This is a genomic window from Streptomyces sp. NPDC058796 (assembly GCF_042745235.1).
In the GTDB taxonomy this organism is placed as follows: domain Bacteria; phylum Actinomycetota; class Actinomycetes; order Streptomycetales; family Streptomycetaceae; genus Streptomyces.
In genome coordinates, this window is record NZ_JBHYOP010000010.1 from 82,009 (window position 1) to 103,255 (window position 21,247).

Genomic DNA, 21,247 nt, shown 5'->3' on the forward strand with positions numbered 1-21,247 from the left:
CCCCGCACCCGAGGAACCACCATGCCCGCCACCACTTCCGCCCATCTCCCCGACGACGACCGGGACTTCGCCGACGCCGACCGGGGCTTCATCGCCCGGCTCCGGCCCGGGGTGGTGCGCGACGCCGAGGGCCGCACCGTCTGGGACACCGACGCCTACGCGTTCCTCGACGGCGACTGCCCGCCCACCGCGCATCCCTCCCTGTGGCGGCAGAGCCGCCTGACCGCCAAGCAGGGCCTGTACGAGGTGGTGCCGGGCGTCTACCAGGTCCGAGGCATGGACCTGTCCAACGTCACCTTCGTCGAGGGCGACCGCGGCGTCCTCGTCGTCGACCCCCTGATCAGCGCCGAAGTGGCCGCCGCCGCACTCGCCCTCTACCGGGAACACCGCGGCGACCGCCCCGTCACCGGCGTCCTCTACACCCACTCGCACGTCGACCACTTCGGCGGCGTCCACGGTGTCGCCGACCCCGAGGACGCCGCCGCCGGACGGCTCCCGGTCCTCGCGCCCGCCGGCTTCCTCGAACACGCCGCCGGCGAGAACGTCATCACCGGCCCCGCCATGGCACGCCGTTCCGTCTACATGTACGGAGCCGCCCTGCCCAAGGGACCGGGAGGGCAGATCGGCTGCGGCCTCGGCCAGGCCACGTCCCTGGGCAGCGTCGGTCTCATCGCGCCCAACCTCGACGTCCGCACCACCGGCCAACGCGAGACCGTCGACGGCATCCGCATGGTCTTCCAGCTCACCCCGGGCACCGAGGCCCCGGCGGAGATGAACATCCACTTCCCCGAGCTGCGGCTGCTGTGCGTGGCGGAGAACGCCTGCCACACCCTGCACAACGTCCTCACCCTGCGCGGAGCCCTGGTGCGCGACCCCAGCGCCTGGGCCCGCTACCTCACCGAGACCCTGCGCCTGTTCGCCGACACCACCGACACGGTCTTCGCCTCCCACCACTGGCCCACCTGGGGCCAGGACCACGCCGTGCGCTTCCTGGAGGAGCAGCGCGACGCCTACGCCTACCTCCACGACCAGTGCGTACGCCTCATCAACGCCGGACACACCGGCGCCGAGATCGCCGAGGAACTGCGCTTCCCTCCCGCGCTGGAGCAACGCACCCACATCGGCGGTCACTACGGCTCCCTCAGCCACAACGCCAAGGCCGTCTACCAGCGCTACATGGGCTGGTTCGACGGCAACCCCGCGCACCTGTGGCAGCACCCGCCCCGCGAAGCCGCCGTCCGCTACACCGAGTTCATGGGAGGCGCCGACGCCGTGGTCGCCAAGGCACGCGTCTCCTACGACCGCGGGGACCTGCGCTGGGTCGCCGAGGTGCTGAACCACGTGCTGTTCGCCGAACCCGAACACGCCGAGGCCCGCGCCCTCCAGGCCGACACCTTCGAACGGCTCGGCCACGGCGCCGAGTGCGGTCCCTGGCGCAACTTCTACCTCACCGGCGCCGCCGAACTGCGCGGCGGAGTGCTCGGCGCCCCGGGCCGCGGCGGGTCCGGCATGGCCGCCGCGCTGACCGTGGAGCAGATCTTCCAGTCCATGGCCGTACGGATCGACGGTCCGCGCGCCGCCGCGGCCGGACGCCTCCTGCTGCGCTGGGAGATCACCGACGGCACCCCGGACACCCCCGCCGACGTCTGGACGCTGCTGCTGTCCAACGGCGCGCTCACCCCGATGCCCGGCGACGCCCCGCGCGGCGAGCAGCCGCACCTCACCCTGCGCCTGACCCGCACCACCCTCGACGCCGTCGTCGCCCGCGCGACCACCTTCCCCGACGCCGTCGCGTCCGGTGAGATCGCACCGGACGGCGACCTCACGGCGCTCACCACCCTGGGCGGCCTGATGCAACGCCCCGATCCCCGGTTCCCGATCGTCACCCCGTGATCCACGGGCATCGCGTAGACTCGCCGCCATGGGCGTCTCCTGAACCGACCGCACGGTCCGCAGCCATCCGCCCCGCACACGCCGGGCGTCGGTCCATCGCGCCCGCGCGCTCACTCAGGAGACAGTCACCCATGTCCGTTCGCTCCGCCTCCCCCGCCCTGGACGACCGCATCGCCCGCCTGCGCCGGCTCGCAGAGTCGGAACCCCGGCTCGAAGGCGTCCTCCTCTACGGCTCCTGGACGGTCGGCGAGGCCGACGCCCACTCCGACATCGAGGCGTACCTGTACGTCGAGGACGAGCACCTCGACGACTTCGACGCCCGGGCGTTCCTCGGGAAGCTCGCCCCGCTCGAGCTGGCGTACACCAACATGTACGGCATCCTCGCCGTCGTCTTCGACGACCTGATGCGCGGCGAGTTCCACATCACGCCCGCCGGCGAGGGCATCGAGGAGGTCCCGAGCTGGGAGGGCATGGTCCACCTGCCCCGCCCCGAGGCCGCCGTCCTCCTGGACCGCACCGGCCGCCTCACCCGGGCCGCCCGCCGCCTGGCCGAGTTCCGCCCGCCGGAGCCCGCCGCCACCGCCCAGCAGCTCTGCGACGAACTGGCCAACTGGACGCTGATGCTGGCCCACGTCCTGGCCCGGGGCGAAGTGGCCCGCGCCCACAACCTGTTGCACGCCGTCGTCGCACCGCTGCAGCTCAAGCTGTGCCGGCTCCTGCGTGACTCCACCGCCCACTGGCTGACCCCCAGCCGGGCGCTGGAGAAGGACCTGCCCGCCGCCGACGCCGACCGCTACACCGCCACCACCGCCGCCGCCCGGGAGGGCGAGGTGCGCACGGCGGCCCGCAGCAGCTGGCAGTGGAGCCGGGAGCTGAGCGCCGAAGCCGCCGGCCGCTGGGGCGTCCGGGTGCCGGAGGAGCTGCACGAGCGGATCGCGGGCCTGCTCGAGGGAGACCGTACCGGCTGACGCCCGGCGGTCGCGGTCACGAGGGGCGGACGGCGAGCAGGGCGATGTCGTCGGTGTTGTCGGCCCCCAGGCCGATCATCAGCTCGTCGCAGAACGTGTCGAGTGGCTCGCACGCCAGGTCGGCGGCGTGCCGCCCCAGCCGTCCCAGGGCCTCGTCGAGCGGCTCGTCCCGGCGCTCGACCAGACCGTCGGTGTAGAGCAGGAGAGTCGAGCGGGCCGGCAACGGGAGACCGGCCGTGCGGCGGGGCACCTCGGGGTCCATGCCGAGGAGCAGGCCCGCTCCCTCGTCCAGGTAGCGGGTCTCGCCCTCGGCCGTGGTCAGCAGTGGCGGCAGGTGACCGGCGGAGGAGAACTGGAACTCCCAGGGACCGCCCGGCACGCGGTCCTTGAGCAGACCGTAGACGCACGTGCCGGTGGCCTCCTGTTGGAGACTCTGGTTCGCCAGGTCCAGGCGGCGCAGCACCTCCGCGGGAGGCTCCTCATGGTCCACCGCGATGCCCCTGAGCATGCTGCGCAACTGGCTCATGGCGATGGCCGCGGTCAGGTCATGGCCGGTGACGTCGCCGATGACCAGGGCGGTGTCCCCGCTGGGCAGGACGAAACTGTCGTACCAGTCCCCGCCGACCTGCGCGGTGGTCGACGACGCGGCGTAGCGGGCGGCCAGCTCGAGCCCCTTCACCCGCGGCAGCACCGGCAGCAGAGAGCGCTGCAGCCGCTCGGCGATGGAGCGGGTTTCCTGGTACAGACGGGCGTTGTCCACGCCCAGCGCGAGGCTGTGCACCAGGTCGTCGACGAGGTCCAGGTCCTCCTCGGCGAATGGTCGCCTGCCGGGCGCACGGGCGAGGGTCAGCGCGCCCAGGACCTTGCGCCGGGCTCGCAGCGGGGCGACGACGGCGCTGCCGGCACGCAGCCCGCGAAACAGCTCACGGTAGTTCTCGTCCAGCCCGCTGTCGGACTGGCCCGGCGGCGGTGCGTCGGTGAGCAGCAGCGGTCCCGCACCGCGCAGCACTCGGGCGAGCGGACCGCGCGACTGTTCGGAGACGGCCGGAAGCCGGCCCTCGTAGGCGGCGGGGCGCAGGCCGTGGGGGTTCCGGTGGACGACGCGGACCCGGTCCACCTGGGCGTCCTCGGCGAACAGGTCCAGAACGCACCAGTCGGCCAGCCGCCGGGTGAGCAGCCGTCCGGCCCGCAGCAGCCCCTCGCCCAGGTCGAGGGCGTCGTTGAGCTGGGACCCCAGGTCGGCCAGCAGGGAGAGCCGGTCCAGCGCCGACATGGCGCCTTCGTCACCGTCCGCCCCCGGGCCGCCCGGCAGTGCGGACGCGGCGGAGTCCGCCTCGGGTGGCCGGGAAGCCTCCTGGGTGATGTCGGGTTCCCTCGGGCCGTCGAGCGATGTGGTCGCCCGCGGGGCGAGCTGAGCGACGAAGACGACACGGCCGTCGGCCGTCTCCTGCGTCTGGATGAACAGCCGCACCGGAATCAGCCCGCCGTCACGGTGCAGCGCCGGAAGCGGTACGGAGCGGCCCACGATGCGGGTGCGGCCGGTCAGCAGCATCGAGCTGAACGCCGTCATGTGCCGTCGGCGCAGGTGCTCGGGAATGAGCGTGGTGAGACGGCGCCCCACCAGATCGTCCGGAAGCCAGCCCAGCAGATCGGCCGCCGGCCCGTTCGCCGCGACGATCCGGTTGGCGTCATCGGCCGCGATGGTCGGGATGCGGCTGGTACGCACCTGGTCCGGGTCCCACGGGACCAGCTCGGCGGAGCTGATCTCGGAATCGTGGTGCACCAGGGTCCACGCGGTGGGCCGGCCCCCGTCCAATTGGTCGGCGATCTGGTCGAAGAACCAGTTCTGGAACGCCCGGAAGCGTGGCAGCAAGGGCAGCGTGAGCAGCCCTTCCTCCCTCGCCGCCTCCTCGGCCAGGCCGAGTGTCCGGCGCAGCGTCTGGACGGCGGGCGCGGCGTCGGCCGGGAGTGGCAGGAGCAGGGAGCGCAGGCCGGATTCGGAGAGCGGTTCCTCCGGCGTGGCCGTCACACACGCACTGATCACGTTGTTCATGTCGTTGGCGGTGACGAGCTCCCCGGACGCCACGTGCGCGGGACCGCCGGCGGACGCCGCGAGGAACAGTTCCCGCAGGACCGCGTGCCGGTGCAGCCGGCACGCGGACTCCAGCGCGCCGGGTACGTCGACGAGCATCACCGTTCGTTCGGCGGCGCACGGCGCCACTTGAGCCCGCCACCCGGACGGGGGCGGAGGCCCACCGTCGGACCACAGCTCGAACCAGACGGTCTTGCCCCCGTCGCTGACGTCGACCCCGTACCGGGAGGCCAAGCGTTCCACCAGAGCCAGCCCCTGTCCCGTGCCCGTGTGCGGCGGGCTGTGCTGCGACACGAGTGCGCGGTCCGGCCGCCGGTCGCGGACGCCGACCGCCACCAGGCCCTCGCGCCGGGACAGCGTCACCTCGGCCTCGGTGCGCGCGTGCAGCACCGTGTTGGTGACCAGCTCGCTGACCAGGAGCTGCGCTGTGTCCACCAGGTCGGAGGGGACACCGTCCAGCGCGCCCCGCACGAACCGGCGGGCCGCTGCCACGCCCACTGGTCCGTCCGGAAATCGTTGTGACATGGTCGCCGGATCGAGGGAACCCATGTCCTCAGTGTGTGCCCGGGACGGCCCGCCGCGCAGCACGCCGTCCCGGCGGGCCGGGACTTCGGGACGCCGCCGTCCGCCAGTCGGGTGAGCGCCCGACGGGACGGTCCTGCGGCGGTCGCGTGGGGCGGGCCGAGTGGGAGCCGTGATCACGGTGCCGGCGCGGTGCTGGTAGCGTCGCGTGGTCGCGGCGGGCGGAGCGAGGGAGGTGTCGGCGCGTGACAGAGCGGCAGGACCGTGAGTGGGTGGCGATGACACCCGGCGACTTCGACCGGGACGCGCCGCTGGTCCTCAACGTGGCCACCGGGCCCGCCACCGTCCCGGCCGAGCCGGACGAGTACGGCACCGCACCCCTGTTCGGAGAGAAGTCGCCCGCACCGACCGCCACACGCCGCAGCGGCAGGCGGGGACGGCCCTCGGCCGCCCAGGAGCGGCTGTTCTGACCGTCCCCGCAGACCGTCAGTCGGCCGGTACCTCGTCGACGAACGACGTCCCGGCGTCGCGGTACCCGGCGACCTCCGCCGCGACCTGGTCCGGGGTGAGCACCTGGTCCTTGACGTGAAGGACGTAGTCCACCTGCTGGTCGTAGGCGCGCGGGGTGGTCGACGTCTGGCCGTTCAGGTCGATCAGCCACTGGTTGAAGTTGATCGACATCGGCCGCTCGGGCAGGTACCGCGCGTCGTGCGTGCCGAAGTGCCGCCCGTCCACGTAGTACGTGATGGCGCTGTCGTCGATGGTGACGACGAGGTCGTGCCAGCCCGCGTAGCTCACGCGCTGCTCCGAGTGCTGGTTGACGGCCTGCCAGGGATCGGGGTTGTACGTCTCCCAGGAGGTCGCGTAGAGGATGTTCGACGGTTCGCCCCACCCGCCGTTCGGCAGGTACTCGAAGTCGTACTCGGCGTAGTCGTCGGCCATGGGCGCCTTGAGGTCGTTGATGGTGAAGAACGTCTGCACCAGGTGGTCCCCGTCGGGCCCGCTCCTCGGGGCGTCGGAGAACTTCACGCGGGCCGCGTAGGTGCCGTTGCGGAACTTCATGGCCTTGGTGAGGACCTCGGTGTGGGTGGTGGACGCGGCGGTGCCCGCCGTGGAGGTCTCCAGGTTCATCACCGTGTTGCCGCCGGCGGAGACGAAGGTGACCTTGGAGGGGTCCCAGACGGCCCCGGGCACCCCGGGCCCGCCGGAGTTGGCGCGGACGCTCCAGCCGTGCGCGGCGATGTCCGGGTCGGTGTGCGAGGTGTAGTCGAAGTCGTCGAACAGGGCCGGTCCGTCACCGGGCGGGTCCGTCGGGTCCGGTGGGTCGGTCGGGTCGTTGCCCTCCGGTGCCGTCCCCCACACGGTGGCGCCCGCCAACTGGGCGGTGACCTTGTCCCAGTCCGCGTACGAGGTCCGCGTGCCGTCGAACGAGTAGTCGTCGCTCTGCCGGACCGGCTGCCAGCTGGTCCGGTGGAAGCGCAGCTGCATGTCACCCGTGTCCGCGCCGGGCGCCAGCGTGCCGGCCGCCGGGGTGAAGCCGATCTCCAGGTAGCGGTCGGCGGTCGCGGTGGGGTTGCTCAGGGTGCCGAACGTGCCGGTGATGTGGGAACAGCCCTTCACCGCCCAGGAGCAGGCGAAGCGGTACGAGGCGTCCGGGGAGTCCGCCTTGAAGTAGTAGCGGATCTTCACCTGGCTGAGCGGCACGGCGGAGGAGCCGGTGTTGCGGACCTTGAGCCAGGGCTCCGTCTGGTCGGCGGTGGCTCCGCCCGCGCTCGTGCGGTACTGGACGGCGAGGCCGTCGGCCGTGGGGGCGGCCTGGGCGGCGGGCAGGGCGGTCAGGGCGCCGCCGCCCAGGAGGGCCGCGAGGGCGAGCGCCAGGCGGGCGCGGCTGACGCGGGGTCGGGTTCTCATCCGTGGGTCCTTCCGGTCGGGCTCCCGCCCGTGCGGGAGCGTCGGTGGGTGGTGTGCGGTGCGGGGGAGCGCCTCGGGGGGTGCCCGGCGACCGGCGGGCGGGCGTGCGGGACGTCCAGCGCGTCCAGCCGGGCCCGGTGGCCGTCGAGCCGGGCGTTGAAGTCGTGCCAGCCGGACGTGCCGTCCCAGACCCGCTCGGCGAGCGCGCACAGCCGGGGATAGGTCAGGTACTCGATGTGCTCGGCGGTCGCCACGAACTCCGTCCACAACTGGCCCTGCGCGCCCAGCACCCGCGCCGCGACCTCCGGGTCCGGGGTCGGCGGGGCGAGGTCCACGTCGTACACGGCGCGCAGGTCGACGATCCCGCCGGGCTGTGCGGGCGGTTCCCCGGGCCCGTCGCCGCGCGCGTAGTCGAAGTAGGTGGCGCGGTGGTCCGCGTGGACGACCCGGTGCCCGCGCTGTGCCGCCGCGCGGGCGTGCCCCGGTTCGCGCCAGCTCATCACCGTGCACTCCAGGGGGAGGGTGACGCCGTTCTCGGCCCACACGACCGGTCGCCGGCCCGCGCGCACCACGTGCTCGGCCATGCGCGCGATGAACCAGGGGTGCAGCGCGCGCGGACCCGGGAGTCCTTCGCGTGCGGCGCGGGCGCGCGCCGCCGGGCTGCGCTCCCACTCGGTGGTGGGGCACTCGTCGCCGCCGAGGTGGACGTGCGGCGAGGGGAAGACGTCCATCACCTCGTCCAGGACGGTGCGGAAGAAGTCCAGGACGTGGTCGTCGGTGCCGAGGACGTTCTCGCACACGCCCCAGTGCGTCCACACGTCCAGCCGGCGGCCGGGGTCCGTGCCCAGTTCGGGGTGGGCGGCGAGGGCTGCGCGCACGTGTCCGGGCACGCCGGTCTCCGGGACGACCGTGACGCCGCGCCCGGCCGCGTACGCGACCAGGGCGCGCAGTTCGGCCCGGGTGTAGGCCCCACCGTGCGGTACGCCGTCGAAGCGGTCGCTGCCCGCCGGGCCGGTCATCGACTGCGCCCGCCATCCGCCGACCTCGGTGAGCCGGGGGTGGGCGGCCACCGGCATCCGCCAGCCCTGGTCGTCGGTGAGGTGGAGGTGGAGGACGTTCAGCTTGTGCAGCGCCAGCAGGTCGACGTAGCGCCGCAGGTAGGACACCGGCTGGAAGTGCCGGGCCACGTCGAGCATGGAGCCCCGCCAGGGGTGGCGGGGCACATCGGTGATCTCCACGGCGGGCAGCTCCCACGGCACGCCGCGCACCGGACGCCCGGACAGGGCCTCGTAGGGCAGCAGTTGCCGCACCGTCTGCACGCCGCGCAGCAGGCCGGCGGGGCGGGCGGCGCGCAGCAGGGCGCCCCGCGGGCTGACGGTCAGGCCGTAGCCCTCGTCGCCCAGGCCGGTCAGGGCGGGATCGAGGGCGAGCACGAAGGCGCCGTCCGGGGACGCCTCGAGCCGCAGCCCCGTGGCCGGGGCGAGAAGCGTGCGCAGCAGGGCGGCGGCCGGTTCGGCTCCCGGCGTCACCCGCAGGCGGGTCGTGTGGTCCAGCCGGAGGTGTCCGGCGCGGGTGGAGAGGCGGCTGGGGCGGGGGAGGAGGGCCTGTTCGGGGCGTGGCAGGTCCACGGGACGGCTCCGTTGGTCGGGGCGGGTGCACGACGGGTGGGGAACGGCGTACGCGGTCAGCCCTTGACGCCTCCCGAGGCGAGCCCGGCGGTCACGTGGCGCTGCAGCGCGAGGAAGACGACCAGTGCGGGCAGGGCGAAGAGGGTGGAGGCGGCCATGGTGGCTCCCCAGTCGGTGCCGAACGTCGACTGGAAGGAGGAGAGCCAGACCGGGAGGGTGCGGCTGTCCTGCTGCTTGATGATGAGGAAGTTGGCGTAGGCGAACTCGTTCCAGGCGGTGATGAAGCCGAACAGCGAGGTGGCCATGAGACCGGGCGCCAGCAGCGGGAACGCGACCCTGCGGAAGGCCCCGGCCCGGGTGCAGCCGTCGACCTGGGCCGCCTCCTCCAGTTCGGGAGGGATGCCCGCGATGAAGCCGCGCAGCACCACCACCGTGAACGGAAGCGTGATCATGAAGTAGACCAGGGTGAGCGTCGGCAGCCGGTCGAGCATGCCGGTGTCGCGGGAGATGATGTAGACCGGGATGATCAGTGACTCCCAGGGCGCCATCTGCGCGATGAACACCGCCAGCACGAACTGACGGCGCCCGCGCCACCGCAACCGGGCCACGGCGTAGGCGGCACCGAGGGCGACCAGCAGGGCGAGCAGCACCGCGCTGAGGGTGACCAGGATGCTGTTGCGCCAGAACAGGGCGAAGCCGTCGGCCTGGACCGCCGTCCGGAAGTGGTCGAGCGTCCAGGCGCGGGGGAGCAGCCGGGGGTCGTACGACTGGATGTCCGGGGACGGTTTGAACGCCGTCGTCACCATCCAGTACACGGGGAACAGGCAGACCACCACGGTGAGCGCCGCGGCGGCGTGGAGCGGGAGGCGTCGGACGGACCGGCGCCGCGCGGAGCGCGTCATGCTCACAGCTGCTCACCCTCCTGGCGGAAGAGCCGGCGGAAGTAGAGGACGAGGACGCCGCTCATCAGCAGCACCGTCAGCATCGAGGCGGCGGAGCCGAGGTCGTAGCGCTGGCCCGCCAGCGCGGTCTGCACGGCGTACACCGGCAGGATCGTGGTGGCGTCGTCCGGGCCGCCGCGCGTCATCACCCAGATCTGCACGAACGCCTTGAACGTCCAGATCACCTCCAGCGACAGCACCAGCATGAAGATCGGCCGGATCAGCGGGAACGTCACCGAGCGGAAGACGCGCACGCCGCCCGCGCCGTCGATCCGCGCCGACTCGTAGAGTTCCGCCGGCACCGTGACCAGGGCCGAGTAGAGCGTGATCGCGGCGAAGGGCACGGACTGCCAGACGATCAGGATCACGATGACGGCGAACGCGGAACCGCCGTGCGCCAGCCACGGGTAGCTCTCGTAGGAGTCGAGACCGAGGCCGGTAAGGGTCTCGTTGACGATGCCGAACTCGCTGTGGAACAGCCACTGGAAGACGGTCGTGGCCGCCACCACCGGTACCGCCCAGACCAGCACCAGCGAGCTGAGGACCACGGTCCTGGCCACCCTGCCCAGCCGCTCGGTCATCAGCGCGACCAGCGTCGACAGCACCATGATCGCGACCACGTTGACGGCCATGAACACGAGGGTGCGGCGCACCACCTCCCAGAACTGGGGATCGTCCAGCAGGGTGCGGTAGTTGCGCAGACCGACGAACTCCGCGTCGCCCAGGATCAGTTGGCGCAGCCGGAAGTCCTGGAAGGAGATGAGCACGGCGCGGGCCAGCGGATAGACCAGCAGGTAGAGCATGCCCAGCACGGCGGGCGCGATCAGCAGGTAGGGCCAGGGCGCTCCGCGGCCGGTCCTGCCGCGCCGGTCCGCGCCGCGCGGGGCCGCGTGCGGTGGGCGGCGGCCGGGGTCGCGCGGCAGGCTCCTCTCACGGACGGTCGTCACGGTGCCACCTCCTGCGAGTGTCGGGACCGACCGGGTCAGGAGCCGCTGTTGAGGGTGTCCGTGATCGTCCGGGACGCCTCGGCCGCCTCGGACTCGGCGTCCGAGCCGGTGAGCACGGCCGTCATGTACTCCTTGATCGGGTTCTTCGCCTCGACCGCCGCCCACTGCGGGGTGTTGGGCGTGGCACGTCCGTTCGCGGCGCCGGCCGCCATGGCCGCGGTGCCGGGGTCGCCGGAGACGGCGTCCGCGAGGGTGGTCTTGTTCGGTACGTAGCTCATGGCGACCGCGAGCTTCTTCTGCCATGCGTCGCCGGTGAGTTCCCGGATGAAGGTGAACGCCTCCTCCTGGTGCGCGGCGACGGCCGGGACGACCAGGTCGGAGCCACCCGTGAAGACGGCCCCCGGTTCCTCGGCGGTCTTGCCGGGGATCGGGAAGAAGCCCAGCTTCCCCTTGAGTTCCGGGTTCTTCTCCTCGATGACCCTGGCTCCGCCGGGGACGGCGATGAGCTGGGCGACCTGCCCCTTCGCCATGACCTCCGCCTGCGGCGGCTGGGCCTCGTCGGAGTCCTTGGGGCCCTTGCCGAGGGCCTGGAGGCGCCGGTAGAAGTCCATCGCCCGCAGCGCCCCGGGACTGTCGAGGCCGCCCTTCCACTCGCCCCCGGACTCCACGGCGAGGTCACCGCCCTCGTCCCAGACGAAGCCGGCCAGGACGTACCAGTTCTGCCCGGGGAGATAGATGCCCTGCGTGCCGCCCTGGTCGAGCTTGCGGGTGGCGGCGATCCACTGCTCACGGGTCCTGATCGCCGCCGGGTCCACGCCGGCCTTCTCGAACAGGTCGGTGCGGTGGATGACCACCCGGTTCGCGGCGTAGTACGGGATGCCGTACTGCTTGCCGTCGTACGAGCCGGGCTCCGCGAGTCCCTCGAGCCAGTTGTCCCCGCCCAGCTCGTCCACCCGGTCCGAGAAGTCGGTGAGGCCGCCGCTCTGCGCGTACTGGGCGACCTGGGTGTTGCCGACCTCGATGACGTCGGGCGCGTCGTTGCTGGCGAGGGCGGCGGTGACCTTCTCGCCGATGCCCTCCCACTCCTGGATCTGGATCTTCAGGTCGATCTCCGGGTGGGACGCCTCGAAGCCCGTCTCGAACTCCTTCTGGAATTCGGCCGAGACGCTGTCGCGCATGAGCCACACGTCGAGGACGGTCCTTCCGTCGCCGGTGCCGTCGGACGTGCCGCCCGACGACGAGCAGGCGGCGAGCGAGGCACTGAGGAGCAGCGCGGGGAGCAGGGCGAGCGAGCGGTACTTCACGGTTCACCTCTGGGGGAGCTGGAGGGACGAGCTGGACGGAACGACGTACCCGAACTTGACCAGTAGAGGCGCCAGTGGTTTACCAGTCGGCGTTGGTTGAAGGTGGCATGGACCAATGAGGGCGTCAACCCCTCGCGTACTACCGGGAATCCGGCCGAACTGCGGGTAGTATGGCTGGTTCGCGACTGATCCGGGCAGGTAAACTCGGTTGACCAGCAGACCAGTTACAGGAGCCCTGCATGGAGATCGACGCCGCCGCCTCCGGTGCGGTGCTCAAGCGTGAACGCGTCCGCGACGCGATCCGGGAACTCGTCGAGGAACGCGAGCCCGGGGACGCGATCCCCTCCGAGCGCACCCTGTGCGCCCGCCTCGGGGTGTCGCGCCCCACCCTGCGCGCCGCGGTGGACGAACTGGTTCTCGCCGGCCTGCTCGTGCGCGAGCACGGCCGGGGCATGTTCGTCGCCGCCGAGAAGATCACCCAGGAACTCGCCCCGGACCGGCGCGCCTTCAGCCTCCCGCAGGCCGCTGGCGTCTGGACCAGCCGGCTCCTGGAGGTCCGGACCCTGCCCGCGGGCGCCCGGGTGGGCCGCAAGCTGCGCATGTCGCCGGCCGCGCGGATCCACTACGTCGCGCGCCTGCGGTTGGTCGACGGCTCGCCCATGGCCATCGAGTACCTGCACGTCCCTGCCGACTTCGTGGCCGACCTGACCAGTGAGGAACTGGAGGAGGGCGACCTCTACGAGCACCTGGCCGAGCGGCACGGCGTCCGGGTCAGCGAGGCCGTGCAGTCGATCGAGCCCACGGTGGTCACCCGTGCCGAGGCCGACCTGCTCGACGTGCCCGAGCTGTCACCGGCGCTGCTCTTCGAACGCCTGACCACCGACACCCGCGGGTGTCCGGTCGAGTACGTCCACTCCCTCTACCGGGGCGACCGCTACCGCATCGTCTCCCGGCTCACCCTGGGTGGCCCGCGCGATCAGGCCCCGCCCCCGAGCGACGGTCACCACCCGGGCATCCCGCCAGGTGACTTCACGACCAAAGACCCCGTCACGCTTTCGACGCGCGGCGTCGTCCAGGACGGCATGTAACACCGCCAGGACCGGGAGCCGCACCGTCCGGTGCGTGGAAGTGCTCGGAACGGCTTTGGATCGAGCACGTATTGACATGTAACGGCCGAGGCCGCAGAGTCATGCCCCGAAAGCGTGCCCCACCGTGATGCCGACCGCCCACGAGGAGTGTTGCCGTCATGTCCGAAACGCCCGCTGTCTCACGCCGACTCCTCCTGGGCGGTGCCGTCGCCACCGGCGCGCTCGCGGCCGGGATGACCGCGTCGGCGCCGTCCGCGGCGGCGGCCGAGCCCGCCCCCCGCCGCAGGCACGGCCAGAAGTCGATGATCGGCGTGCCGTTCGACGCCCACAGAACCGTCCGGGTCGGTGTCATCGGGCTCGGCAACCGGGGCGGGGGCATGATCATGGGCTGGGCGGCCGTGCCCGGCTGCACCGTGACCGCCGTCTGCGACATCCGTGCGGACCGCGCCAAGCGCGCCGCCGACCGGCTGGAGAGCAAGGGCCACCCCCGGCCCGCCGAGTACGGCGGCGCCGCCGACTCCTACGCCCGGATGCTCAGGCGCGACGACATCGACCTCGTCTACATCGCCACGCCGTGGGAGTTCCACTACGAGCAGGGCAGGGCCGCACTGCTCAGCGGCCGGCACGCCGTGGTGGAACTGCCCGTCGCGACGGAACTGCGCGAGCTGTGGGACCTGGTCGACACCTCGGAGCGCACCCGAAGGCACCTGCTGCTCTCCGAGAACTGCAGCTACGGCCGCAACGAACTGGCCATGCTCAAGGCCGCGCACGACGGCCTGTTCGGCGACCTCACCAACGGCCACGGCGGCTACCTGCACGACCTGCGGGAACTCCTGTTCTCCGACACGTACTACACCGACTCCTGGCGACGCCTGTGGCACACCCGCAGCACCGCTTCCTTCTACCCCATGCACGGGCTGGCGCCCATCGCGGCCGCCATGGACGTCAACCGCGGCGACCGCATGGCCACCCTGAGCGCCACCTCGACCGCCCCGAAGGGCCTGGCCGACTACCGCGCACGCTTCGTCCCGCGGGACCACCCGTCCTGGAAGGAGGAGTACATCAACGGGGACCTGGTCACCTGCATGGTCGAGACGGCGAAGGGCAGGACGATCCGCGCCGAGCACGACGTCAGCTCGCCCCGGCCCTACAGCCGGATCAACACTCTCGCGGGAAGCCGGGGCATCGTCGAGGACTACGCCGGGCCCGCCCCGACCGGCGCCCGGATCTACGTCGAACCGGACCACAGCGGCCACACCTGGCGCGACTTCGAGGGCTACCGCAAGGAGTACGACCACTGGCTCTGGCAGAAGGTCGGCGACGACGCGGCCAACAACGGCGGCCACGGCGGCATGGACTACGTGCTCCAGTGGCGCATCGTCCAGTCGATGCGGGCGGGCCTGGTACCGGACATCGACGTCTACGACTCCGCCGCCTGGTGCTCGCCGGTCCCCCTGAGCGTGAAATCGCTGGCCAGGGGCGGCCGCCCGGTGGACATCCCCGACTTCACCCGGGGCGCCTGGCGTGAGCGCAGGCCCGGCCTCGACTCGACACCCACCGACATGCCGCCGGTCGGCTGAACCGGATCGGTGGTACTGGCTGCCGGCCACGGCTCCCGTCGGGCAGCCGTGACCGGGAGCCGCGCCCCTGGGACAGGACGCCGCTTCAGCGCCCGCGCAACCGGCCCAGCCCCTCCGGCGTCCGCGCGGCGGCGCGGGCCGGACGAGGCCGCCGTGACGCGCCGGCCCGCTGCCCGGGTCGAACAGCCCGATCCCCTCGGCGACCGGCGAGGCCGGCTCCGCCGCCGCGTGGGGCGGGAACAGGCCCTGACCCGGCCTCGAACACGCGAAGTAGGCCGGGGGCAGGCACACCGCCCCGTCAAGCCCGGGTGACACGAACCGGTACCGGACTTCCAAGGCGGGTGGACACCCGCCGTGGCGCGCCCTACCGCGCCAGGAGCGACTCCGGTCCCATCACCACGACCGGGTCCTTCTCCGGGTCCAGGGCGGTGAGCAGCGCGCGCATGTGCTCCTCGCTCAGCGACACGCAGGCGTTGGTCGGCCCGTCGTGGTCCACGTGGATCCAGACACCGCCGCCCTTGTCCTCACCCAGCGGGCGGGTCTTGTCCAGCGGGGTGGTGCCGGGCACCCGGTTGTAGTCGATGGCGATCACGTAGTCGAACGAACCCTCCAGCGGCTCGCCGAGGTGCCCCGTGCCCGACACCGCGAACTCCGGGTCCTGGTCGTAGGGGAGCCGGGTGCCCGGGTCGGGCAGCCTGCCCCCGGCGTCGCTCAGCCGGAACACGCCGACGGGCGTGTGCAGGTCGCCCGCCTCGTGGTCGTCGGTCCAGCCGCGCAGTCCGTTGTGCGCGGGCCAGGGACCGGCGACGGCACGCCAGCCCTGTGCGGGGTACCGCTCGTACAGGACCGCCCGGGCCCGGTTCGAATTCTCCGTCGCCCCGGTGACGACCAGCGCCTGCCGGGAGGCGTCGGGGAGCCGGGCGCGCATGGCCGGCCCGATGCCGGGCAGGGGCCGGGGGAACGAGCGCGGGGGGCCTGCCTGCGGGGACGCGGACGCGCTGGGCGGCTGCGAGTTCCGGGACGAGGCCTGCGACGACTGCTGCGCGCACCCGGTCCCCAGCACGCCGGTGCACATGACGGCGCCGATCACCAGGGCCAGCGCTCTTGTGACGGTCATATCGGTCTCCGACTCCGTTGGTGGACTACTCATTGCTTCTCCACTAACGGAACCGGGTTGTGCCGCCGCCTCGCCGTCTCCCCCGTATGGCGCAGAGACGGCCGCGCGACCACCCGCCGAAACGCCCCGGTGGTACCGGTCCGTCGTGCCGCCACCGCCGGTCCGAACGCAACATCGTTCCCGCTCGGACCCCTTACTCACTGGTGGGGCTCGGACATGCCGTGTAGCGTCAGCAGCAGATGTCGTGGTTCGCCCAGACCGCCCGCGCCGGAGTGCGGGCGGTTTGCTGTGCAATGCCGGAGGACCAGGACGACCACCTCCGGGTTCGCACGGTGCGGATCCGATATCGGCTGAAAGGCAAAGGCATGGCCAGCGGAACCGTCAAGTGGTTCAACTCCGAAAAGGGCTTCGGCTTCATCGCGCAGGACGGCGGGGGTCCCGACGTCTTCGCGCACTACTCCAACATCAACGCCCAGGGCTACCGCGAGCTGCAGGAAGGCCAGGCCGTCACCTTCGACATCACCCAGGGCCAGAAGGGCCCGCAGGCGGAGAACATCACCCCCGCCTGACCGGGAGACCGCCGAAACGAACACGGTGCCCGGGAGCCGAGCGGCTCCCGGGCACCGTGCCGTCGTCGCGCGGCCGCCACACCACCGTCAGGCTTGCCGCCGCAGGAAGGCGAGCAGCGCGGCGGTGAGTTCGGCGGGCGCGTCCTCCTGCACGAGGTGGCCCGCGCCGGCGATCGGCTCCAGGCGGGCGCCGGGGACGGCCGCCGCGAGCTCGCGTCCCTTCGCCACCGGGATCCAGGCGTCGTCCTCGCCCCAGCAGACCAGCGTCGGTACCCCGATGGTGGCGTACCGGTCCTGGATCTCGTCGGTGTGCCGCTGGTCGGCCTGGGCGATCTGCCGGTAGAAGGCCGGCTGGCCCGATTCGCCGAGCCACGGCCCCACCAGCCGCTCCCGTACCGCCGGGTGCAGACCCGGACTGCTGGCGGAACCCACGTACTCGGCGACCAGAGCCCTGTGGAGCGACGGCGGCAGCTGCTCGAAGACCTCGGCGTGGTCGCGGACCAGCCGGAAGAACGGCGAGCCCCAGGGAGCCAGCGCGACCGGATCGACCAGGGCCAGAGCCCGGTAGCGGGCCCCGTGCAGCAGATGGGCGCGCAGCGCCACCGCGCCCCCGAAATCGTGGGCGACCACGACGGGCTCCGCCAGACCCCAGTGGTCCAGCAGTTCGGTGAAGACCCGGCCCTGGGCGGCCAGGGACACGTCCTGGCCCGGGAACTTGTCCGACATCCCGTAGCCGGGCATGTCCCAGACGAACACCTGGTGGTCCCGCGCCAGCGAACGGGCCACCGCGCGCCAGACGTACGAGGAGAACGGCGTGCCGTGCAGCAGGACCAGCGGCTGCCGGCCCGCCTCACCCAGCCGGTTCCAGCGGACGGCCCCCGTACTGCCGGCGAACGTCTCGGGCAGCGGCCACGTGGACATGTGCTTGCCTTCCTCTCCGGGCGGGACGTGCTCGCCGGGGCGGGCTCAGGGCTTGCGGGCCAGACCGCCGTGCTCGCCGATGGGCTCCGGCGCGGGGGAGGTCATGTCCGGACGCCACAGGGGGACGGAGACGACCCCGGGTTCCACCAGCTCCAGTCCGTCGAAGTACGCCGTGATCTCGTCCACGGTGCGCAGGTTGTACGGAACCGCGCCGCTCTCGTTGTACGCGTCCTGGGCCTGTTCGAACCCCGGATCGATTCCCCGGGAGCCGTCGTTGACGGAGAGGTAGCTGCCCGAGGGCAGTGCGTCCATCAGCCGGGTGACGATGGAACGCGCCTGGTCGTAGTCGGCGACGTGCCCCAGGATGTTGCTGAGGATGAGGGCGACCGGCCGTTCGAAGTCCAGCGTCCTGGCGGCGTCCCGCAGGACGCTGTCCGGGTCGAGCACGTCGGAGTCGATGTACGCCGTCGCCCCCTCGGGAGTGGAGTAGAGCAGCGCGCGGGCGTGCGCGAGGACCATCGGATCGTTGTCCACGTAGACGATCCGGGACTCGGGGGCGATGCGCTGGGCGACCTCGTGGGTGTTGTCGGCGGTCGGCAGGCCGGTGCCGATGTCGAGGAACTGACGGACACCGGCCTCGGCGACCAGGTAGGTGATGTTGCGGCGCAGGAAGGCGCGGCTGCTGCGGGCGATGGTGACGATGCCGGGGAAGACGGCGGTGTACGCGTCGCCGGCCTCCTCGTCGACCGGGTAGTTGTCCTTCCCGCCCAGCCAGTAGTTCCAGATCCGGGCCGAGTGCGGCACCGAGGTGTCGATCTTCTGGTGCGCTGCGGGGCCGGGGGTCGTCACGGGATCGCTCATGGGTACGGTCCGTCTTTCAGCCGAGGCATGGGTGCTTCGTCACAACCTACGCCGCAACTGCCCTCCCTCGCACACCGGTTCGCCTGCTCAGACGCGCGGGGCGCCCGTCACGGACATCACCAGCGAGTACAGGGAGGTGGTCGCCGTGATGAACAGGCGGTTGTTCCTGGGACCACCGAAGGCGATGTTGGACACCGGCTCGGGCACCCGCAGCCGTCCGATGAGGGTGCCGTCGGGGTCGTAGCAGTGGACGCCGTCGGCGAGGGCGGCGGCCCACAGTCGGCCCTCGTCGTCGAAGCGGATGTTGTCGAAGTGCACGTCGCCGCGGGCCTCGGCGAAGACCTTGCCGCCCGACAGAGTGCCGTCCTCGTGGACGTCGAACACGTGGATCCGGGCGGCCCGGGAGTCCGAGACGTACAGCCGCTTCTCGTCGGGGGAGAGGATCACGCCGTTGGGGCCGTCGAAGCCGTCGGCGGCGAGCCGCACCTGACCCGACACCGGGTCGATGCGGTAGACGTTGCACGCGCCGATCTCCGACTCGGCGCGGTGCCCCTCGTAGTCGCTGGTTATGCCGAAGTCCGGGTCGGAGAACCAGACCGTGCCGTCCGAGCGCACGACGGAGTCGTTCGGGCTGTTGAGCCGCTTGCCGTCGTAGCGGTCGGCGAGGACGGTCACGGTCCCGTCGGCCTCGGTGCGGGTGACCCTGCGGTTGCCCTGCTCACAGGTGACCAGGCGGCCCCGCCGGTCCAGGGTGTTGCCGTTGCTGTGGCCGGCCGGTGAGCGGAAGACGCCGACCGTGCCGGTGGCCTCGTCCCAGCGCAGGATGCGGTCGTTGGGGATGTCGCTCCACACGAGCTGACGCCAGGCCGGCACGTACAGCGGGCCCTCGGCCCAGCGGCAGTCGTCGTGCAGGACCTCCAGCCTGCTGTCGCCGCTCGCGCAGCGCCCGGTGCGGAAGCGGTCGTCCAGGATCTCGTACAGGCCGTCGGCGGACATGGTGTCCTCTCAGCGAGATGATCAGGGTGGGCTCAACGTATCCCCGGGAGCACGGCGATGCCCAGGGGCCGTTCGCCGGCCGGCAGCCGTGTCACCCGGCCCGTGGCGGTGTCGACCACGCTCAGACCGTTCCAGTAGCCGTCACGGGTGAAGCCGCCGGACACGTAGGCGGTGCGGCCGTCCGCCGAGGGGAGGACGGTCTCGTGCGCGCCGTCCAGCGGGATCACCCGTTCGTCGCCGCCGGGTGCCCGCACGGTCAGGGACGGGCCGTCGTCCTCGGACGGATCGATCGGGCCGGTCCCCACGACGTACAGCGTTCCGTCGGCACCGACCGCCACGCCGTGCTGGTGCGTGTTGGCCGTCATCTCCTCGACGGTCACCCGCCCGGTGCGCGGATCGACCACGGCGAGCCGCTCGCCCTCGAAGGGCAGCAGCAGAGCCCCGTCCGAGGGGCGTACGGCGGTGTAGTGCGGCTTGAGCCACGAACCGAGGCCGCCCTCGGTGCCGTACGGGGCGACCTCGACGCGGCGGGTCGTCCAGGAGCCGGTGTCGACGACGGTGACGTCGAAGGAGTCGTGGTTGGTGGCGTAGACGTGGCGCCCGTCGCGGGAGACGTCGACGTCGAAGGGCCGGCGCCCTACCGGCACGGTCCGCGTCACCTCCCGCCGCTCGGCGTCGATGACCTCCAGGGTGCCGCTGCCGCCGGGCACGTTGACGCCGACGTAGACCCGGCTGCCGTCCGGTGACAGGGCGACGCCCATGCCACCGCCCCGGTACTCGCCGGTCGTCACGGGACCGACGTCGGTCCTGTAGGGGATCAGGGCGGTGCGCTCGCGGGTACGGGTGTCCACGGCGGCCACGCCCTGTGCCGTCGCGACCCATGCCGTGCCGGCGTCGTCGACGGCGAGACCGTAGGGAGCCGTCCCCACCCGCACCGACCCCAGGTCGGCCGCCGCGCCCCGCCGGCCGGGGGCGACGAAGGTGACGGTGTCGGCGCCGAAGTCCGTCACCAGCAGCATGCCCTCGTGCGTGGTGGCCGTGTCCGTGCCGGGGGCCGGAGTGCGGGAGGGTGCCGTGGCGGCGGGCGGGACGGGCCCCGGCCCGCCGGCCTCCGTGCCGCCGCCGGACGTGCATCCGGCCAGCGTCGCGGTCACGGCGGCCAGCACGGCGAGGTGCGGAGCGAGAAGGCGTCGGTTCACCGCTGTCCGCCCTTCCGGAGGCCGCCGGTGCCGTCCGACTCGGCGCGCCGCAGCAGGTCCGCGATCGCGCGGAATCCCCTGCGCTCGGCGTGGGCCCGGGCCGTGACGCCGTCGCCGTCCGGCAGCGACGGGTCGGCGCCCGCCGCGAGCAGTGCCTCCACCACCTCCTGGTGCGGACGGCCGCCGTCACCGAGGACGACCGCCTCCAGGAGCGCGGTCCAGCCGAGCCGGTTGACGTGGTCCACGTCGGTCGCCGTCTCGGCGAGCAGGGCCCGCACGTAGGCCACGTGGCCGCGTTCGCTCGCCGGGATCACCGACACTCCGCCGAAGCGGTTGGTCAGCGTCAGGTCCGGGCCACCGGGCAGCAGCGCCCGCATCATCGCGACGCTGCCCGTGACCCCGGTGACCAGCCACGCGCTGTCCTCGCGGGCGTCCTGCGCGTTGACGTCGGCGCCCCGGGCGACCAGCAGTTCCGCGACCGGCACCCGGTCGGCCAGGGCGGCCCGCAGCAGTGCCGTACGGCCCTCCTCGTCGCGTGCTTCCACGTCGGCGCCCGCCAGGAGCGCCGCCCGGACGGCATCGGTGTCCCCGCGGTGCGCGGCGGCCAGCAGGGCGAGGTCGGCGGGAGTGGCTGATGAGGTCGTCATGGGGCGGGAACTCCGGAGTGTCGGGTGCTGGTCGCTCCAGCCTCCATCCCGGGAGCGGCGGAG

The 21,247-nt window shown here is 72.5% G+C and carries 18 protein-coding genes; 6 read left to right on the forward strand and 12 right to left on the reverse strand.

Annotation, left to right across the window (positions count from 1 at the left end; translation table 11 throughout):
- Nucleotides 1–21: 21 nt before the first annotated feature.
- Together ACFW47_RS24790 and ACFW47_RS24795 are read left to right on the forward strand one after the other, a co-directional pair.
- On the forward strand, nucleotides 22–1,893 hold the full coding sequence (locus tag ACFW47_RS24790) for an alkyl/aryl-sulfatase (RefSeq protein ID WP_386307142.1): 1,872 nt from the start codon (nucleotides 22–24) through the stop codon (nucleotides 1,891–1,893).
- A 131-nt stretch (nucleotides 1,894–2,024) separates the two neighbouring features.
- On the forward strand, nucleotides 2,025–2,861 hold the full coding sequence (locus ACFW47_RS24795) for a nucleotidyltransferase domain-containing protein (protein ID WP_386307144.1): 837 nt from the start codon (nucleotides 2,025–2,027) through the stop codon (nucleotides 2,859–2,861).
- 16 nt (nucleotides 2,862–2,877) lie between these two features.
- On the opposite strand, the gene ACFW47_RS24800 is transcribed toward ACFW47_RS24795, so the two are convergent.
- A complete protein-coding gene (locus ACFW47_RS24800) occupies nucleotides 2,878–5,502 on the reverse strand; it encodes a SpoIIE family protein phosphatase (protein WP_386307145.1) in 2,625 nt (874 codons plus the stop codon).
- Between the two features lie 218 nt (nucleotides 5,503–5,720).
- Here ACFW47_RS24800 and ACFW47_RS24805 point away from each other — a divergent pair, with 218 nt between their 5' ends.
- Nucleotides 5,721–5,945, forward strand: a complete 225-nt coding sequence (locus ACFW47_RS24805; RefSeq protein WP_386284273.1) for a hypothetical protein — start codon at nucleotides 5,721–5,723, stop codon at nucleotides 5,943–5,945.
- Nucleotides 5,946–5,961: 16 nt separating this feature from the next.
- Here ACFW47_RS24805 and ACFW47_RS24810 read toward each other — a convergent pair whose 3' ends face one another.
- Genes ACFW47_RS24810 through ACFW47_RS24830 form a run of 5 tightly spaced genes read right to left on the reverse strand, consistent with a single transcriptional unit; the run spans nucleotide 5,962 to nucleotide 12,206 of the window.
- Nucleotides 5,962–7,386 (reverse strand): cellulose binding domain-containing protein, encoded by a 1,425-nt coding sequence (locus ACFW47_RS24810; protein WP_386307147.1) that lies wholly within the window; start codon nucleotides 7,384–7,386, stop codon nucleotides 5,962–5,964.
- Complete coding sequence (locus ACFW47_RS24815; protein WP_386307149.1) at nucleotides 7,383–9,014, reverse strand: beta-N-acetylhexosaminidase; 1,632 nt, start codon at nucleotides 9,012–9,014, stop codon at nucleotides 7,383–7,385. Before ACFW47_RS24815 ends, ACFW47_RS24810 begins: the two co-directional genes overlap by 4 nt.
- A gap of 56 nt (nucleotides 9,015–9,070) precedes the next feature.
- Nucleotides 9,071–9,916, reverse strand: a complete 846-nt coding sequence (locus ACFW47_RS24820; protein ID WP_386284455.1) for a carbohydrate ABC transporter permease — start codon at nucleotides 9,914–9,916, stop codon at nucleotides 9,071–9,073.
- A gap of 2 nt (nucleotides 9,917–9,918) precedes the next feature.
- Nucleotides 9,919–10,902, reverse strand: coding sequence for a carbohydrate ABC transporter permease (locus tag ACFW47_RS24825; RefSeq protein ID WP_386307151.1), 984 nt, complete (start codon nucleotides 10,900–10,902; stop codon nucleotides 9,919–9,921).
- Nucleotides 10,903–10,937: 35 nt separating this feature from the next.
- Nucleotides 10,938–12,206 (reverse strand): extracellular solute-binding protein, encoded by a 1,269-nt coding sequence (locus tag ACFW47_RS24830; RefSeq protein WP_386284264.1) that lies wholly within the window; start codon nucleotides 12,204–12,206, stop codon nucleotides 10,938–10,940.
- Between the two features lie 239 nt (nucleotides 12,207–12,445).
- Here ACFW47_RS24830 and ACFW47_RS24835 point away from each other — a divergent pair, with 239 nt between their 5' ends.
- Both ACFW47_RS24835 and ACFW47_RS24840 read left to right on the forward strand, forming a co-directional pair.
- A complete protein-coding gene (locus tag ACFW47_RS24835; RefSeq protein WP_386284261.1) occupies nucleotides 12,446–13,294 on the forward strand; it encodes a GntR family transcriptional regulator in 849 nt (282 codons plus the stop codon).
- Between the two features lie 158 nt (nucleotides 13,295–13,452).
- A complete protein-coding gene (locus ACFW47_RS24840; protein WP_386307153.1) occupies nucleotides 13,453–14,874 on the forward strand; it encodes a Gfo/Idh/MocA family protein in 1,422 nt (473 codons plus the stop codon).
- A 364-nt stretch (nucleotides 14,875–15,238) separates the two neighbouring features.
- On the opposite strand, the gene ACFW47_RS24845 is transcribed toward ACFW47_RS24840, so the two are convergent.
- On the reverse strand, nucleotides 15,239–15,991 hold the full coding sequence (locus ACFW47_RS24845; protein ID WP_386307154.1) for a L,D-transpeptidase family protein: 753 nt from the start codon (nucleotides 15,989–15,991) through the stop codon (nucleotides 15,239–15,241).
- Between the two features lie 365 nt (nucleotides 15,992–16,356).
- Between ACFW47_RS24845 and ACFW47_RS24850 the strand changes: the two genes are divergently transcribed.
- The gene (locus ACFW47_RS24850; protein ID WP_003978336.1) at nucleotides 16,357–16,560 is read left to right on the forward strand and encodes a cold-shock protein; all 204 of its coding nucleotides are present in this window, start codon (nucleotides 16,357–16,359) and stop codon (nucleotides 16,558–16,560) included.
- Nucleotides 16,561–16,647: 87 nt separating this feature from the next.
- On the opposite strand, the gene ACFW47_RS24855 is transcribed toward ACFW47_RS24850, so the two are convergent.
- The 5 genes from ACFW47_RS24855 to ACFW47_RS24875 form a co-directional block, all read right to left on the reverse strand.
- The gene (locus ACFW47_RS24855; protein ID WP_386307155.1) at nucleotides 16,648–17,481 is read right to left on the reverse strand and encodes an alpha/beta fold hydrolase; all 834 of its coding nucleotides are present in this window, start codon (nucleotides 17,479–17,481) and stop codon (nucleotides 16,648–16,650) included.
- Between the two features lie 45 nt (nucleotides 17,482–17,526).
- The gene (locus ACFW47_RS24860; protein WP_386307156.1) at nucleotides 17,527–18,342 is read right to left on the reverse strand and encodes an SAM-dependent methyltransferase; all 816 of its coding nucleotides are present in this window, start codon (nucleotides 18,340–18,342) and stop codon (nucleotides 17,527–17,529) included.
- 87 nt (nucleotides 18,343–18,429) lie between these two features.
- On the reverse strand, nucleotides 18,430–19,338 hold the full coding sequence (locus tag ACFW47_RS24865) for an SMP-30/gluconolactonase/LRE family protein (protein ID WP_386307158.1): 909 nt from the start codon (nucleotides 19,336–19,338) through the stop codon (nucleotides 18,430–18,432).
- Nucleotides 19,339–19,370: 32 nt separating this feature from the next.
- Nucleotides 19,371–20,537 (reverse strand): YncE family protein, encoded by a 1,167-nt coding sequence (locus ACFW47_RS24870; protein WP_386307159.1) that lies wholly within the window; start codon nucleotides 20,535–20,537, stop codon nucleotides 19,371–19,373.
- On the reverse strand, nucleotides 20,534–21,184 hold the full coding sequence (locus ACFW47_RS24875) for an ankyrin repeat domain-containing protein (RefSeq protein ID WP_386284243.1): 651 nt from the start codon (nucleotides 21,182–21,184) through the stop codon (nucleotides 20,534–20,536). The genes ACFW47_RS24870 and ACFW47_RS24875 overlap by 4 nt, the downstream gene beginning before the upstream one ends.
- Nucleotides 21,185–21,247 lie beyond the last annotated feature (63 nt).